Annotated in this window: 15 protein-coding genes; 6 read left to right on the top strand and 9 right to left on the bottom strand. The window is 61.1% G+C overall.

What is annotated here, in order from left to right; translation table 11 throughout:
- Positions 1-657: 657 nt before the first annotated feature.
- The 4 genes from QCE88_RS14700 (at position 658) to QCE88_RS14685 (ending at position 6,991) form a co-directional block, all read left to right on the top strand.
- Positions 658-1,464, top strand: a complete 807-nt coding sequence (locus QCE88_RS14700; protein ID WP_309903026.1) for a hypothetical protein — start codon at positions 658-660, stop codon at positions 1,462-1,464.
- A 490-nt stretch (positions 1,465-1,954) separates the two neighbouring features.
- The gene (locus QCE88_RS14695) at positions 1,955-2,557 is read left to right on the top strand and encodes a hypothetical protein (RefSeq protein WP_309903024.1); all 603 of its coding nucleotides are present in this window, start codon (positions 1,955-1,957) and stop codon (positions 2,555-2,557) included.
- A gap of 2 nt (positions 2,558-2,559) precedes the next feature.
- Entirely contained in the window at positions 2,560-4,797 is a 2,238-nt protein-coding gene (locus QCE88_RS14690) for a lytic transglycosylase domain-containing protein (protein WP_309903023.1), read from the top strand.
- A 13-nt stretch (positions 4,798-4,810) separates the two neighbouring features.
- Positions 4,811-6,991 (top strand): hypothetical protein, encoded by a 2,181-nt coding sequence (locus QCE88_RS14685; protein ID WP_309903021.1) that lies wholly within the window; start codon positions 4,811-4,813, stop codon positions 6,989-6,991.
- 55 nt (positions 6,992-7,046) lie between these two features.
- Here the strand turns inward: QCE88_RS14685 and QCE88_RS14680 are convergent, their stop codons facing one another.
- The 4 genes from QCE88_RS14680 to QCE88_RS14665 are packed head-to-tail and all read right to left on the bottom strand — an operon-like array spanning position 7,047 to position 8,060.
- Positions 7,047-7,502: a hypothetical protein gene (locus QCE88_RS14680; protein WP_309903019.1), complete on the bottom strand. Its 456-nt coding sequence runs from the start codon at positions 7,500-7,502 to the stop codon at positions 7,047-7,049.
- A 10-nt stretch (positions 7,503-7,512) separates the two neighbouring features.
- On the bottom strand, positions 7,513-7,680 hold the full coding sequence (locus QCE88_RS14675; protein ID WP_309903017.1) for a hypothetical protein: 168 nt from the start codon (positions 7,678-7,680) through the stop codon (positions 7,513-7,515).
- Positions 7,677-7,823, bottom strand: a complete 147-nt coding sequence (locus QCE88_RS14670; RefSeq protein ID WP_309903015.1) for a hypothetical protein — start codon at positions 7,821-7,823, stop codon at positions 7,677-7,679. The genes QCE88_RS14675 and QCE88_RS14670 overlap by 4 nt, the downstream gene beginning before the upstream one ends.
- A 9-nt stretch (positions 7,824-7,832) precedes the next feature.
- Positions 7,833-8,060: a hypothetical protein gene (locus tag QCE88_RS14665; RefSeq protein ID WP_309903013.1), complete on the bottom strand. Its 228-nt coding sequence runs from the start codon at positions 8,058-8,060 to the stop codon at positions 7,833-7,835.
- Positions 8,061-8,125: 65 nt separating this feature from the next.
- Between QCE88_RS14665 and QCE88_RS14660 the strand changes: the two genes are divergently transcribed.
- Entirely contained in the window at positions 8,126-9,325 is a 1,200-nt protein-coding gene (locus QCE88_RS14660) for an MltA domain-containing protein (RefSeq protein WP_309903010.1), read from the top strand.
- A 65-nt stretch (positions 9,326-9,390) separates the two neighbouring features.
- Here the strand turns inward: QCE88_RS14660 and paaK are convergent, their stop codons facing one another.
- From paaK to paaN, 4 genes are all read right to left on the bottom strand, one after another.
- On the bottom strand, positions 9,391-10,692 hold the full coding sequence (paaK, locus tag QCE88_RS14655) for a phenylacetate--CoA ligase PaaK (protein WP_309903009.1): 1,302 nt from the start codon (positions 10,690-10,692) through the stop codon (positions 9,391-9,393).
- A gap of 69 nt (positions 10,693-10,761) precedes the next feature.
- Entirely contained in the window at positions 10,762-11,148 is a 387-nt protein-coding gene (gene paaI / locus QCE88_RS14650; RefSeq protein ID WP_309903600.1) for a hydroxyphenylacetyl-CoA thioesterase PaaI, read from the bottom strand.
- A gap of 71 nt (positions 11,149-11,219) precedes the next feature.
- Positions 11,220-12,011: a 2-(1,2-epoxy-1,2-dihydrophenyl)acetyl-CoA isomerase PaaG gene (gene paaG, locus QCE88_RS14645; RefSeq protein ID WP_309903007.1), complete on the bottom strand. Its 792-nt coding sequence runs from the start codon at positions 12,009-12,011 to the stop codon at positions 11,220-11,222.
- 169 nt (positions 12,012-12,180) lie between these two features.
- The gene (paaN, locus tag QCE88_RS14640) at positions 12,181-13,890 is read right to left on the bottom strand and encodes a phenylacetic acid degradation protein PaaN (protein ID WP_309903005.1); all 1,710 of its coding nucleotides are present in this window, start codon (positions 13,888-13,890) and stop codon (positions 12,181-12,183) included.
- Positions 13,891-14,026: 136 nt separating this feature from the next.
- On the opposite strand from paaN, the gene QCE88_RS14635 reads away from it, so the two are divergent.
- Positions 14,027-14,803 (top strand): enoyl-CoA hydratase, encoded by a 777-nt coding sequence (locus QCE88_RS14635; RefSeq protein ID WP_309903003.1) that lies wholly within the window; start codon positions 14,027-14,029, stop codon positions 14,801-14,803.
- 40 nt (positions 14,804-14,843) lie between these two features.
- Here QCE88_RS14635 and QCE88_RS14630 read toward each other — a convergent pair.
- A partial coding sequence (locus tag QCE88_RS14630) for a hypothetical protein (protein WP_309903001.1) occupies positions 14,844-15,036 on the bottom strand: 193 nt, incomplete at its 5' end.

Raw genomic sequence — 15,036 nt, 5'->3', positions numbered from 1 at the left:
TGCCTCAACCGGTCGTTTATGAACCATGTCTACACGTGTGCATTCATGGCGTGTCGTGTGTAGGAACGCGCGTGCTCTATATAGAGCGCCAGGCAAGAGCCAGGCGTTGCGCCCAGCGGGCAGAGGGCCCAGGCATGAAGCCGGCGAGGGCCAGGCGTCTACGAGAACCCTTCTCTCCAGAGGGACCCTCCTTATTTCCTGCGAGGCATCCGCACGAGCCGCAGCCGGGCAGGCCGGTCCTAGTTGGATAACGGTGTAAGCGCTCACTGCATTGTATGTCTCTTGCAGTTTCGCGTTTCCGGCTGTTTTTGGGGCCCCATTTTCACGCTCCCAGAATATGTAGGGGCCCCGGCGAGGAAAAGTAAGGTATCTATTTGTTTAATTATCCCTGCGTCCAAAATCTTGCAAAAAAGAAACGCTTTTCATTTATTACAAATACCTTTCGTGCTGGCCTCCAGCCCCCGCGCGGGCAGAACTAAGCCTTGGGCCCAATTCCAAAATTCTGCGCGAAAAAATTTTACAGGGGCCTTATTTTGTAGCATTTGATATAGACATCTAAGGGTTTAGAGGGGCAATAAGCTACAAAGAGAGACATAGACGCACAATATGAATCAACGAGGGTGTATCATGACCCTTATTGACTAAGGAGTGCGAACTATGGCAACCCAACGCCTTTTGTACAAGAACAACCCCATCGGCACGCTATCGGCGCCGATCACGAATACCTCGCCGACAGTTACGCTCGGGGCTGGCGCTGCGCTGTTCCCCGCGGTTGGCGCCGGCCAATCGTTCTACGCGACGTTGTCCGATACCGCGACCGGTTCGCAGATCGAGATTGTTTTGGTAACTGCGGTGAGCGGAAATATTTTTTCTATCACACGCGGGCAGGACGGAACGACCGCGCTATCGTTCAACGCCGGAGATCAAATATCCCAGCGCACTGTTGCGGCTGAGCTAAACGCTTTTCAGAACGCGGCAGAGGGGAATTTCATTCTGAACAACGTCCAGATCACTCCGAGTTCTACCCTTGGCGTTGCGGGGACGATCTTGGCTGATGACGCGCAACCCGGCGCTGTCGGGGAATACGTAACCTTCTCAAGCGCAGGTATCGTGACTCCGACTAACGTAGTGCGTAATGCTGCGGCGTTCGTAATCCAAGCGGGCGACTGGGATGTAACGGCGACAACCGCGGTTTTCGGTACAGGAACGATCAACCTACTGAACCTTCAGACGGGTATTAGTTTGATTAGCCAAACGTTTCAAAATTTTGGGAACAACGCCATCCAGGCTAACCAAATCCTGCTCGCCTCCGGACAGATTCAGGTTCCGTGCAGTATCGTAGCGCCTTCGCGCCGTATCAATGTCGCGATCCCGACGACCGTATATCTTGTCGCGCAAGCGGGCTATACAGGCGGCGGGACTCTCTCGTCTATCGGGACGATTAACTTCCGGCGCATGCGCTAAAGTGTCGTGTAATACCTTGTTGAGTAACTTTCTTCACGTAGTCCCTTGCAATCGGTAAAACAGGACTGTATAGTTCTTTTAACGAGGCCCTAATGGCCGCTGAGCACAAGACTCAGTTTTACCGCGATTTACCTTTTTTACCCCGCAGTACCCTCTAGGCCACAACTGGCCGGCCAGTTCAAAGACTGAGCGTATCGCCTCGAATCACCCGTAATACCTAGGCGCTCAATGCGCTCTTACATCACACAGGCCACAAGGGCCGATCTGACACAACGCCGGATAAGCAGTAATCCTCCGCTGTACTGGGCACAACGACCCGCAAGTAATTCTCTTGGCCTGCACCCGCGCATTTCCGACTCCGCGGAATCAGAGCCCTCAAGTTTCGCCTTCCAATCGCAAGCTTTGGTTTGCCTACTTTGCAGAACATCGCGTTTCTGACAAAGCCTATAGCTCCCTGCGCTTATGCGCGGGATCGACTCCGAAGGTGTTCATGATGGCTAATTCCCAGAAAGTTATTATCTCGACACGTGATCGTGCGCGCTGCCGTTTGGCTACCGCATTGACTGTCCGTGTTGCTCAGCGACTCGGCGCTTTCAATATGGCGCGCGCCATGAAGGCCGCTAAACAGCCTAACGTCAGCGCCACGCTTAAATCCACGCATAAGTGGTTCGATGCGGAGCATCAGGTGTACACGCATATCTCCGAGAACGAGATAAGCATCGAATTCTGGCGCGACAAGAGCACTGGCCTTTTCGACATGACGCTCTATCGAGCAAATGACGATGTCTGGCTCGTGACTATCCCTACAGAGTGCCGTTACCCAACGGGCTGGTGGATCCCCGCAGATCGGACGGAAATCCTTGCGAACGCTCTTGAGCGCGAACCCGTGTATTTCGGTTTGAGAAGCGACCGAATCGCGGTAATGGCCGTGCGGGCGCCTAAGACGGGACCGTCCACCAAGCAGAACGCGAGCGAATGGGTAGCGCGTACTGCGGCTGTAAAGCGGTGGCGCATATCTCCTCAATACGAACGTGAGCGCGCACGGGAATTCATGGCGCAAACAATTGAACAAATCGAAAAGGCGGGAGCGTAAAAATGGCGAACTCATGGGGATTTCCCGGTAACGACAACAACGGCCAACCGACCGGTACGGGCTTCTTGGGCAGTCTGCTTACGGGCATGGCTCAAGGGATGCAGAATCAGTCCCAGACAGCCCAGAACCTTGACTTCCTGAAGCAGTCACGCTCTCAGGAGCTTGTGGCGGGTCAACTCGCGAACCAGTCCAACGCTTTGAAGTTGCAGCAGCAGCACGCCGAGTTGGATCAGGCGGAGGCGGTCAACAACTTTGCGAAGCAGGCTTTCTCTTCGCCGGGTGACGTGGCTGGAAACACGCTCGCCGGTACTGACAACTCGACGCCCCCGCAGCAGGGGCAGCAAATCGCTGGGCAGATGACGCCCAACGCTCCGCGCCAAACGGGCACGACGCCGAACCCGTTCCAAGGCGGTAACGACGGTCCGCAAGCTGGTGGGCAGCAAGGCCCGGCAGGTGGCACGCAGACCGGCACAGGCATGCTGCCGGGCACGTCCACAAGTGGCATGCAACCCGGAGGCAGCACTTCCGGGTTCAAGCCGATGGGCAAGTACAGCGCGGAACAATACGCCGAATGGGATCGGAAATACGGTTTCCCGCCTGGCAAAAGCTACGCTCTTCTGGCTACGGAATCGTCTGGCGGTGTTGATAATTACAACCCGCAATCCGGCGCAACCGGCCCCGGGCAGATTCTCCCGGCCACTGCGAAGCATGCGGGCTACGGCATCCCGGACAATCTCGACGCGAACGACCCGGAATCAGGCTTCAAGGTTCTGAAAGGCTATGTGGACGCTGCGGGCGGCGATTTCAACAAGGGCTTAGCCTACTATTACCTTGGACCGAAAGCCGCGCAGCAACCCGGCGCGCTGCAATCGCCCTCGATGCAAGGCTATCTCGGCAAGAACGCCAAGTACACCGCGCAATACAACGCGGGCATGGCCGCAAAGCAGGCGGATAACACGCCCACGCCGGCGGATCACGTTGAGACGCAAGAGCGCGCGGGTGTTACGCAAACGCCTGTCTCTATGGGTCAAGCGGTGGACGCCCAAAGTCGCATGATCGCGGGCTATGAGCGTGCGGCGCAAAACGCTGCGGCTGCCGGTAATGTCCCGGCTGCGCAAACCTTGATGGCGCGTGCGGATGCGTTGCGGGGCCAGCAATTGGACCTCGCAGGCAAGCGCAACTCTGTCCAGAAGTCCGCGAATGAAGCTGTTGCAACGCTGACGGCGGGCGTTACGGATCAACGCTCTTGGGATGCGGCGCTGACCCAGATCGGCCAGAACCCGGCGATGCATTCGGCGCTTGCAGGGCTCAAGATCACGGGCAACTTCGATCTTGACCGCCCCGCTATCGCTACTCTCGCGAGCCGCACACAGACGCTTAAGGATCAGCAGGAACTGCAAATCAAGCAGCAGGATCAGCAACTCAAGGAAGCGAAGAACGCCCGCGAACAGCAAGAGTTCGACCGGAAGCAGGTTCAAGAGCAACAGGCACGCGACACCGCGGCGGCAGACAAGCAAGTCATTGCGCAACAGGAAGACCAACGCCGCACGGCTAATCTTGCTTCTGGCATGCCCTATGTGCCTGGCTACTCGAAGACGCTTCCCCAGGCCACGACGCCCGCAGTAGCAGCCAAGGTCGCAGCAACGAACGATAAGGCGTGGGCGGACCGTGCGAAGGGCACCGAAACGGCGATAACCGGCGCGAAGAACGTCGCGCAGATCAGTGCGGATATTGCAGGCAAGGTGCGCGCCGATCCGAGCCTAGTCGGCGGGGGCATCACCGCTTTTCAAGCGGAGCACCCGTGGATGCTGAATGCGCAGCAACAAGAGATCCTGAAGAACACAAATTCGCTTGTTGTCGAAATGCAGCGTTCGGCGCCGCCCGGGGCACAACGTTCCGCCGCAACCGCCGCGATGGGCAAAGTCTTCGCGACCACCAAGCCCAATCTGTCGCTCAAGCCTGAAGCGTTCATTGATCTGTCGGACAACCTGTATTACGGAGCGCAAGCGCAGGTGTCGATGGATGATTGGATGAATCGTTTCCACCAAGCCAACCCCTCAGCCACGGTTGAACAAGGCCGGGCTCTTTACGGGCAGTACGAACGCTCACTTGGCGCGCCGTACTGGACGGATAAGGACGGAGTTCAGCACATCAACCGTAAGAGCGTAGCCCGGCTCCCCGATGGGCGCGACAACCCGGAATACGTCTCTCCCGACTCCTACTTTTCGAACGTCAAATAAGAGGTAATCGATCATGGCAAAAATTAATCTTGGTGGCGTTGAAATCGAAGTGGGCGGACGCGATGACGGTAAGCCCGATGCCTCGACGCAGGCGGGTAACGCGCCGGTTACGGGTACGGCGCCCAACCCGTTCCAGTCTTCGCCGCAATCTGGCGGGCAGCCCTCGCAAGCTCCGAAACAACAGCCGCAGGCCTCCAAGTCGGATAACGGTCCCGCTGAAGTGAAGCCCAAGCAGGGGACGACCTTGCATCAAGTTGGCTCGAAGGTGCTGCAAAGCGCCACGCTCGGGGGCGGTGCGGATGCGCTGCACGCGATGAAACTGATTAACGACGACACCTACAAGACCATCAAAGCGGAGTCGTCGCAATTCGACCACGACTCGCCGTGGGCGGCAGCGGGTATCGACCTCGCAGTCGCCGCCATTACGATGGCGATTCCGGGCGTCGATGCAGTTACCGGGGGCAAGGCGATTGCCTCTGTCGGTAAGCTCGGCGCTAGACTCGCAGCGGAGAACATCCCCGGCGCTGCCCGCTTGGGCGGCGCAATCGCGGATACCGCAGTAGGCCGCACGGTGGCAGGCGGCGCAAACCTCGCGGGTAAGGCGCTGGATTCCACCGCAGGCAAGGGCGCACGCTACGGCGGCATCCAAGGTGCGGTATCAGGCGCTGCGGACGCGGGTGAAGGCAACCGGATGCAAGGTGCAGTACAGGGCGCTTTGCCTGGTGCAGCCCAGGGGGCGCTGATTGGTGGCGCTGCGGGGGTTGTCGCGAACCGCCTGGGCGGTCGCACCATCGCGGGTAAGCTGGCTCCGGAAGGTGTTTCTGGAACCGAGATCGCGCGCGCTTTGGCTAAGGACGGCGTGACGCAAGCGCAGGTGGATAACTTCCTGAAACTGAACCCCGGCGCTCGCATGGTGGACTTTCCGTCGCGCTCACTGCAAGGCCTCGTTGCCAAGGCCGCGGGTACGTCTGAAGGCGCCGCAGAACGTGCGGGAGCACATCTTGACGCGGACGCGGCAAACCGCCAAGGCCGCTTGGTGCGGAATACAGGCGACGTGATGGCGGACCAAGCGCCCGGTACGGTTGGTTTGGGCATGAAGCCGGGTAATCTGGACCGCGCCCGTAAGGAAGCGCTCGATAACGTCAAAGACCTGACGGACAAGAAGAACGACCTGTACAGCCAAAGCCGGCAAGAGATTATCCCGGTATCGCCGGAACTCAAGAAGCTTCTTGACCATCCGGAAATCAAGACCGTCTATCGTGACTCGATGGACAATTACCACACGCTGCGCAAGAGCGATCCGAGCAGCGATGTTGCGAAGGCCCCCAAGTTCAAGGTTGGATCGGAAGTGCCTGCCGCGGTCCTCGATGACACTATCAAGGGTGTTGGTAAGGCGCTGAAGCAGGAAGGCACAGGCACGCTGCGGTATGGCGCGCTCCAGTCGTTGCAAAACAATCTGAAGGCGGAAGTGTCGGGCACGCTTGGCGCTGCGCGTGCTATGAATGCCCGCCTGGGTTCCGAAACGAACAATACGGGGATCCATGGCGCGCAGTCTCTTGGCTGGGGCTGGGCAAAGGGTTGGAAGGGTATCGACGTTCAGAAGATGATGGCGAACTACACCGATGAGCAGCGCAAGTACGTCGCGGTGGGCGCGATCAATTCGATGGATGAATATCTGACGCACGCCGCACAGCTTGGTCCCACCCGCATGAAAGAGATTGCGGCCAATCTGAAGAGTGCTGAAAGCGAGGCGATTCTCGGCCCCAAGGTTGCCGGCGAAGCGTACAGGGTGTTTGCCAAGGAGGCGAGCCGCATGCGGACAAACTCCAAGGTCGCATCAGGAGGCAAGGGCCTTGATGACGAAAAGGTAGGCGACGTGCTGTCGCATGTGGCGGTGCATGGCATCGCGCACGCCACGGGTTTGGGATTCGCGGGCCGCATGGCGCTGAACGCCCTTAAGGGGCAGGGGATGACCGAAGGCGTTGCCAAGCGTTTGATTGATCGCGCAATGGCTCCAGGCGGGATGAAATCCATCCGCAGCGAAGGATGGCCCCGTAAGGTTGTAGAGGCTCTTTACCGCGCTCAAGGTGACGCTACAGGAACCGCAGCGGTGACCCGTGCGGCGAGCAACAACCTGAAAGCCTCGTCTACTCTCCCGCCTAACTACCGTGACAGGAACGACGAACGCGGTTAAATGAAAAAAGCCCCTCGAAAGAGGGGCTTCTCGTTTGGGGCTCGGGGTTTGCAGATTACGCGGTTCGGTGTCTGCGTGCTTCTCGTTCGGCTTCACGGCGATCCCGAGCGATCATGCGGGATTCCCGCGCCGCTTCGCGGCGTACCCGGTCCGCTTCTTCGGTCACGGCTCGGCGCTGCTTGCTTCGAACCCACAACAGGCAGTCAAGAAACTGCGCTTTGGAAGGCTTGCTGCCGGTCTTCTTGTAGGCTGACAGCGCCCAGAACGGGTAAAGCAGAAGACCCAGCGCCGTCATGATGGTGTATGACAGCAGAAGACCGCCCAGGGTCACGGCGACGAGACTCCCAAGCAGCATAGCGAACGTGCGGGACAGCAGCGCCAGCCCGACTATGCCCATCGCAACGCCTATCAGAAGCCTCCCCAAACCCGCCTCCACCTTCTCATCGGGGATAAGCGCCAGAAGCACCACGGAGACGAAAAAGCCGACAACGATCAGAAGCAAGGTGAGCATGTCCAGCTCCTTATGCTTTGGGGTTTGCCCAGAATTCGCGTAGTCCCGGAATGGGCTGCTTGCGAACCGCGCGGCGGAAGAGATGGCGGGTGTAGAACACGGTCAGAAGCGGGATCAGTTGCGCGATATACACGGGACTGAGAACGCCCCAGGCGAGGACGCGAATCGCTTTTTTCATACCCCGTTCTCCTTCTTGTCGTCCAAAATCGAGCCCAGGTCCAGCGGTTTGGGAAACAGCCAGTTGGTCAGCAGCGCACCGCCAATTGACAGGATGAGGACCAACACGGCGAGCGCTACGCCGATCAGGAAGAATTCGAGCACGGCGGGCTCCTAGTTGATGTAGCCGGGGATTGTCGGCGGCGTGCCGCGGTGGGCCATGCAAGCAACGACCAAACTAAGGAACTTCCCTTCAGCCCGGGCGATCTCGTCTTCAAGTTCCAAATTAACTTCGCCTTGCTCTGTCAGGCTGTAGCGCGCTTTGAGCCATTCGAGTCGATCACACATTTGGTCGCACTCACGCTCCATATCCGCTAGAGTCTGTTTCTGTTCTTCGTTCATTTCGTCGGGTTCCTTTTTGGGGGATCCTACGGGGATGAGAAATTCATAAAATCCAGCAGAGCCTTATGCAGCTTGCCTTTCGGAAGACTAGCGCAGTTCCCATCAAGAACGAGCATTGTAGGTGTTTCTCGCGGACAGCCGCACGCACAGCCGCGCAGGCAGCAGCCTGGGCCGCATCGATCGCAACCGCTGTCCTGCTCGCCTCGTGCGGAGGCGGCAATTACGTGAAGCCGGGTCCCACCACGGCGACGGGCACGCCCATCGTACCGGGCCAGCGCGCCGCGTCGCGCCTCACGCCCGTGAGCTGGCAGCAGGTGCCGGGCTGGCAGGACGATTCACTGATCGGCGCCACGGCGGCACTGCGTCAGAACTGCAGCCGGCTTGCGCGTCAGGCCACCTGGCAGAAGGCATGCGCGGCAGCGCAGCAGCTCGATGACCTCGACATGTCGGCCGCGCGCAGTTTCTTCGAGGCCTATTTCACGCCCTTCCAGCTCGCCAATACCGACGGCACGCTCGACGGTCTCGTGACCGGCTACTACGAGCCCTTGCTACGCGGCTCGCGCACGCGGCACGGGCCGTATCAGTACGCGCTGTATCGCTTTCCGTATCGCTACAAGGCGGGCTCGGCGCTGCCGCCGCGCGCGCAGCTCGAACGTTCGGGCGTATTGAACGGCAACGAGCTGGTTTGGGTCGACGATCCGATCGAAGCATTCTTCCTGCAAGTGCAGGGTTCGGGGCGCGTGACGATGGAAGACGGCAGCGTGATGCGCGTCGGATTCGGCGGCACGAATAATCAGCCATACCGGTCGATCGGCAGGGAGTTGCTCGATCGCGGCGAACTCACGCCCGCGCAGGCCACCATGCAGGGCATCAAGGCATGGGCCAAAGCGAATCCGGCGCGGGTCGACGCACTGCTCGACGTGAATCCGCGTTTCGTCTTCTTCCGCGACATGCCGTCGAACGAGACGATGGCCGCGAGTCTCGGCGACGGTCCGGTCGGCGCGCTGGGCGTGCCGCTGACGCCGGAACGATCGATCGCCGTGGATCCTTCGGCGATTCCGCTCGGCACGCCGGTGTTCCTCCAGACCACGCGTCCGCTCAGCAATCAGCCGATGAACCGTCTCGTGTTCGCGCAGGACACGGGGTCGGCGATCAAGGGCGGCGTGCGCGCCGACTACTTCTGGGGACTGGGCGACGACGCCGGCGACCTGGCGGGACGCATGAAGCAGGGCGGCCGCATGTGGCTGCTGTTGCCGAACTCCTGATCGCGGCATGTCTCCGCGGTAATGAAAGCTCGCGGCCGTTGTGTCCGCGAGCTTTTTTTATGCGTTCACGCCAGGTTTCTGCGATCGACGACTCTCCGCGCCTTGCCCACGGAACGTTCGATGCCGTTCACGCCTAGCACGTTGATGACGGCGCTGACGCCGATCATCGCCTTGATGTCGTAGGCGAGCGCGGCTTTCGCCGAGTCCAGCGCGCCCGAGTCCGGCGCCGATTCGGGACAGGGTTCGACGTTCAGGGTCAGCACGTCGAGCGGCCCTTCCCTGGTCAGCACGATTTGATAATGCGGCGCGAGAACGGGACGCTTCAGCAGCAGTTCCTCGATCTGCGTGGGGAAGACGTTGACGCCGCGCACGATCATCATGTCGTCGGAGCGGCCGGTGATCTTCTCCATGCGGCGCATCGTGCGCGCTGTGCCGGGCAGCAGCCGCGTCAGGTCGCGCGTGCGATAGCGGATGATCGGCAGCGCTTCCTTCGTGAGCGAGGTGAAGACGAGTTCGCCGAATTCACCGTCGGGCAGCACTTCGCCCGTGTCGGGATCGATGATCTCGGGGTAGAAGTGGTCCTCCCAGATGGTCGGACCGTCTTTCGTCTCGGCGCACTCCGACGCCACGCCCGGCCCCATCACTTCCGAAAGACCATAGATGTCGACGGCATCGATACCCATGCGCGTCTCGATGGCGCGGCGCATGTCGTTCGTCCACGGCTCGGCGCCAAAGATGCCGATGCGCAGCGAGCAGTTCGCCGGCTCGACGCCCTGGCGTTCGAGTTCGTCCGCGATCGACAGCATGTAGCTCGGCGTGACCATGATGATGTCGGGGCGGAAGTCCTGGATCAGCTGGACTTGTTTCTCGGTCTGGCCGCCGCCGAACGGAATGACGGTCAGACCCGCGCGTTCCGCGCCGTAGTGCGCGCCGAGACCGCCGGTGAAGAGCCCGTAGCCGTAGCTCACGTGAACCTTGTCGCCGCGCCGCGCGCCGGCCGCGCGAATCGAGCGCGCGACGAGATTCGCCCAGTTGTCGAGATCCTGCGTCGTATAGCCGACCACCGTGGGCTTGCCTGTGGTACCCGAGGAAGCGTGAATGCGCGACACGCGTTCCTGCGGCACGGCGAACATGCCGAACGGATAGTTGTCGCGCAGGTCCTTCTTCGTCGTGAACGGGAAGCGCGCGAGATCGGCCAGCGACGTGACTTCGTCCGGATGCACGCCGGCTTCATCGAACTTGCGCCGGTAGACCGGCGAATTCTCGTAGGCGTGCTTGAGCGTCCATTTGAGGCGCTCGAGTTGCAGCGCGACGAGTTCGTCGCGGCTCGCCTTCTCGATCGGCTCGAGCGGCAGCGGTGCGTTCATTGCTGTCTCCTTGATGCTGACTGTGCGGCGCGGCTTTTCATCCCCATCCGCTTTCATGAATGAGTTCCGTCAGACGGGTATCACGGTGCCCTTGATTTGCGCCGACTTGCCGCGGAACATTGCGACCGGCTCGCCTTCGCGGTTCGTCACGCGGATGTCGTAGATGCCGGTGCGTCCGCTTAATGTCTGCTCGACCGCTTCGGCGGTAAGACGATCACCGCCCCGGACGGGTCGCAGGAACTCGATCGAACAACCCGCCGCGACGGTACTGATGTTGTACGAGTTGCACGCGAAGGCGAACGCGGAATCTGCGAGCGTGAACATCAGTCCGCCGTGGCAGATGGCGTGGCCGTTGAGGAAGTCGGGCCGCACGTCCATTTGCAGCCGCGCATAGCCCGGCCGCACTTCGATCAATTCGATACCGAGCGCGCGCGAGCAGGCGTCTGCTTCGTACATGGTGCGGGCTGTGGCTTCGGCAAGTTCTTGAGGTGTCACAGGTGTATCTCCGTGTCTGCGGCTGCGTGCGCTTACAGCCCTTCGAAGCGCGGCGAGCGCTTCTCCTTGAATGCGGCGACGCCTTCGATGTAGTCGTGCGATGCGCCGAGCGTGCGTTGCAGATCGCGTTCGAGGTCGAGCTGCTGGTCGAAAGACTGGGTGGCGCTGGCACGCATGGCCTGCTTGATCGCAGTCACGGCGCGGGCAGGCTGCTGGGCGAGCTGAGCGGCAAGCTGAGCCGCGGCGTGCTGCAACTCGCCGTCTTCGACGACGCGCCAGACGATTCCCCACGCTTCCGCCTTTTCCGCGCCGAGCTTTTCGCCCGTGAGCGCCAGACCGAGCGCGCGGGCTTCGCCGACGCGGCGAGGCAGAAGCCAGGTGCCCCCCGAATCGGGCACGAGCCCGATCTTCACGAACGCCTGGATGAAGCTCGCCGAGCGGGCTGCGATCACGAGGTCGCAGGCCATGGCGAGATTGGCGCCCGCGCCCGCCGCCGTGCCGTTCACCGCGGCGATGATCGGCAGCGGCGATGCCTGGAGGCGACGCACCAGCGGATTGAAGTGCGCCTCGATCAGATCGCCGAGGTCCGACATGGCGCCCGGCGTGAAGTCGAGGTCGGCCAGGTCCTGCCCCGCGCAAAACCCCCGGCCCGCGCCGGTGATGACGAGCGCGCGCGCAGGGCTCGCTTCGACTTCGGTGAGCGCCTGATTCAGCTCGCGATGCATCTCGCGCGTGAAGCTGTTCAGCTTGTCGGGGCGATTGAGCGTCACGGTTGCGACGCGGGTTTCGGCATCGACATGGAACAACACGGATTTTTCGGACATGAGCTCTCCTCTGTCGCCGATGCTTGCCGCAGCGGCGCCCGGCTGGTGGGTTTCGTTACCGTTCCGATACTAGCCGCGCGCCGCGCTGCTTTCCATTCGGCCGAATGGCATAGGACGAATGCACCCTGCAGCAGGTGCATCCGGCCTTGCACCTCTTGTGTCGCGCGGCTTATGCCGTTTGGACGACTTCCGCGGGCGCGGCCTTCGGCGCAACATGGACCCTGCTTTGCACCACGCGGAAGCGGTTCGCCACGAAAGCGGCGTCCGAGAGCGCGGCGTTGGCTGCCGGGTTCGCGCCCGTGCCGTGGAAGTCGGAGAACGCGGCGGTCTGGTTGACGAAGACCCCACCGGTCAGGTTGATCGAGAGCGCGACGCCGCCCTCGATGGCCGCTTCGTGCGCGGCGTCGATCACCTGGTCGTCGGTGCTGTAGACCGAAAGCGTCAGCGCGCCGTGTTCGTGCGCAATGGCGCCGGCCAGTTCGAGCGACTGCGCGGTCGAATCGGTGGCGACGACGAACGAGATCGGACCGAACCATTCACGGGTGAACTTCGCGTTGTCCGTCCGGGCGTCGAGCGTGAGCATCAGCGGCGTATGAACTCGCGCTTGCGGGAAGCTCGGGTGGGTGAGCGACTGGCTGTCGAGCAGCACGTCGCCGAGTTTGCGTGCCTCGGCAATACGCTCCACGACGCCCTCGTTCTGGATCGCGCCGGTGAGTTCCACGGCACGGGCCGGATCGGATGTCAGCTTTTCGAGGGCGCCGGCGAGCGTACGGGCCACGTCGGCAAAGCTCAGTTGGCCCTCGGCGGTGCGAATGCCGTCGCGCGGCACATAGATGTTCTGCGGCGCCGTGCACATCTGGCCCGAGTAGAGCGCGAGGGAGAATGCGATATTGCGGGCGGCAGCCTTCATGTCGTCAACCGAGTCGATGACGATCTGGTTCACGCCCGCCTTCTCGGTATAGACCTGGGCCTGATGCGCATGGCGCTCGAGCCAGGTGCCGTTCTGCGTGCTGCCGGTGAAATCGATGAGCTTGATTTCGGGGCGTACGGCGAGTTCCTGGACCAGCGCACCGTCGTTGGGTTCGGTGGCGAGCAGGGTCACGATGTTCGGATCGAAGCCCGCTTCGCGCAGTACGTCACGCGCGATGCGCACGGTGATCGCCAGCGGCAGGATCGCGCCCGGATGCGGTTTGACGATGACCGTGTTGCCGGTCGCGAGATCGGCGAACATGCCCGGATAGCCGTTCCAGGTCGGGAACGTGCAGCAGCCGAGTACGAGGCCGGTGCCGCGCGGAACGACCGCGAAGCGTTTTTGCATCGCCAGCGGCGGGTTCTTGCCTTGAGGCTTTTCCCAGTGTGCCTCGGCCGGAATGCGGCGCAACTGGTCCCAGGCATAGACCACGGCTTCGAGCGCGCGATCCTGGGCGTGCGGACCGCCTGCCTGGAAGGCCATCATGAATGCCTGACCGGTCGTGTGCATGACGCTGTAGCCGATCTCGAAGCTCGCACGGTTCACGCGCGCGAGAATTTCGAGACTCACGCCGACCCACGCGCGGGGTCCGGCGGCGCGCCATCCGGCCTGTGCCTTCGAGGCCGCCTGGATGAGCGCGTCGGGAGAGGATTTCGGGTAGCGGATATCGAGATCGATGCCGAATGGCGAACGCTCGCTTCCGACGGTGTCACCCGTTGAGGGTTGATCCAGTTCGAACGTCTTTCCGAGATGCGCCTTGAACGCGGCTTCGCCGTCGGCATTGGCCGTTTCCCCGTACACTTTGGGGCTCGGCATTTCGGCAAAGGGGCTCCAGTAGCCGCGCGTTTCGATGGCGGCGAGCGCCCGATCGAGCGTCGCTTCGTGCTTCGTGAATAGCGGATGTGTCATGGTCGCTTGAGGAGAACGGAGGAAGGCGCCGGGTTAAATAATTAACCGACCGGTTGGTTGGTAATGTTAGCATCATCGGGTTGGGGTGACGAACTGTTTTCATTAGGGCTTACCTGAGGATCGCAAGGAGGAGCGAATGGCATACGAGAATCTGCTGGTCGAGACGCGCGATCGCGTCGGACTGATCACGCTGCACCGTCCGAAGGCGCTGAACGCGTTGAACGACGCGCTGATGAACGAGTTGGGAAGTGCGTTGAAGGCATTCGACGCCGACGAGAACATTGGCGCGATCGTTCTGACTGGTAGCGAGAAGGCGTTCGCCGCGGGCGCGGATATCGGCATGATGTCCGGTTATTCCTACATGGACGTCTATAAAGGCGACTACATCACGCGCAACTGGGAGGCCATCCGCTCCATCCGGAAGCCGGTGATTGCAGCGGTGGCGGGATTTGCGCTCGGCGGCGGTTGCGAACTCGCGATGATGTGCGACATCGTCATCGCCGCGGACACGGCCAAGTTTGGTCAGCCGGAGATCAAGCTCGGCGTGATTCCGGGCGCGGGCGGCACGCAGCGTCTGCCGCGCGCTGTGTCAAAGGCCAAGGCGATGGACATGTGCCTCACCGCGCGCATGATCGACGCGAACGAAGCTGAGCGTGCAGGTCTGGTGTCGCGCGTCGTCGGCGCCGATCGACTTCTCGAAGAAGCCATCGAGGCCGCCACCGTCATTGCCGGCTTCTCTTTGCCTGCCGTGATGATGGCCAAGGAAGCTGTCAATCGCGCCTACGAGACGACGCTTTCCGAGGGTGTGCATTTTGAGCGGCGCCTGTTCCACTCGCTGTTTGCGACTGAGGACCAGAAAGAGGGTATGGCGGCGTTCGTCGAGAAGAGGAAGCCGGTATTCAAACATCGGTGATGGGCCATCAAAAAGTGCTTGCGCTTCTCGAGGCGGCTAACTAGAATTTCGTTCCTTCGCGATTCGATGAACGCGAAGGGAGCGGGAAAGGCGGTTTGAAGGGGGCGTTGCGGGGCAGGTGGTTGAATGCTTCAAGCGCGGTTGGCGAGAAAGAAAGTTCGAATTTCTTGTTGACAGACTTCAAAACGTTGTTCATAATCTCGTTTCTCTGCTGCTGATGCAGCGACGCAAGA

The sequence above is a fragment of the Caballeronia sp. LZ035 genome (assembly GCF_031451175.1).
Taxonomy (GTDB): Bacteria; Pseudomonadota; Gammaproteobacteria; order Burkholderiales; family Burkholderiaceae; genus Caballeronia.
The sequence above is the reverse complement of the archived record's forward strand: the minus strand, read 5'-3'. Positions and strand labels throughout refer to the sequence as shown.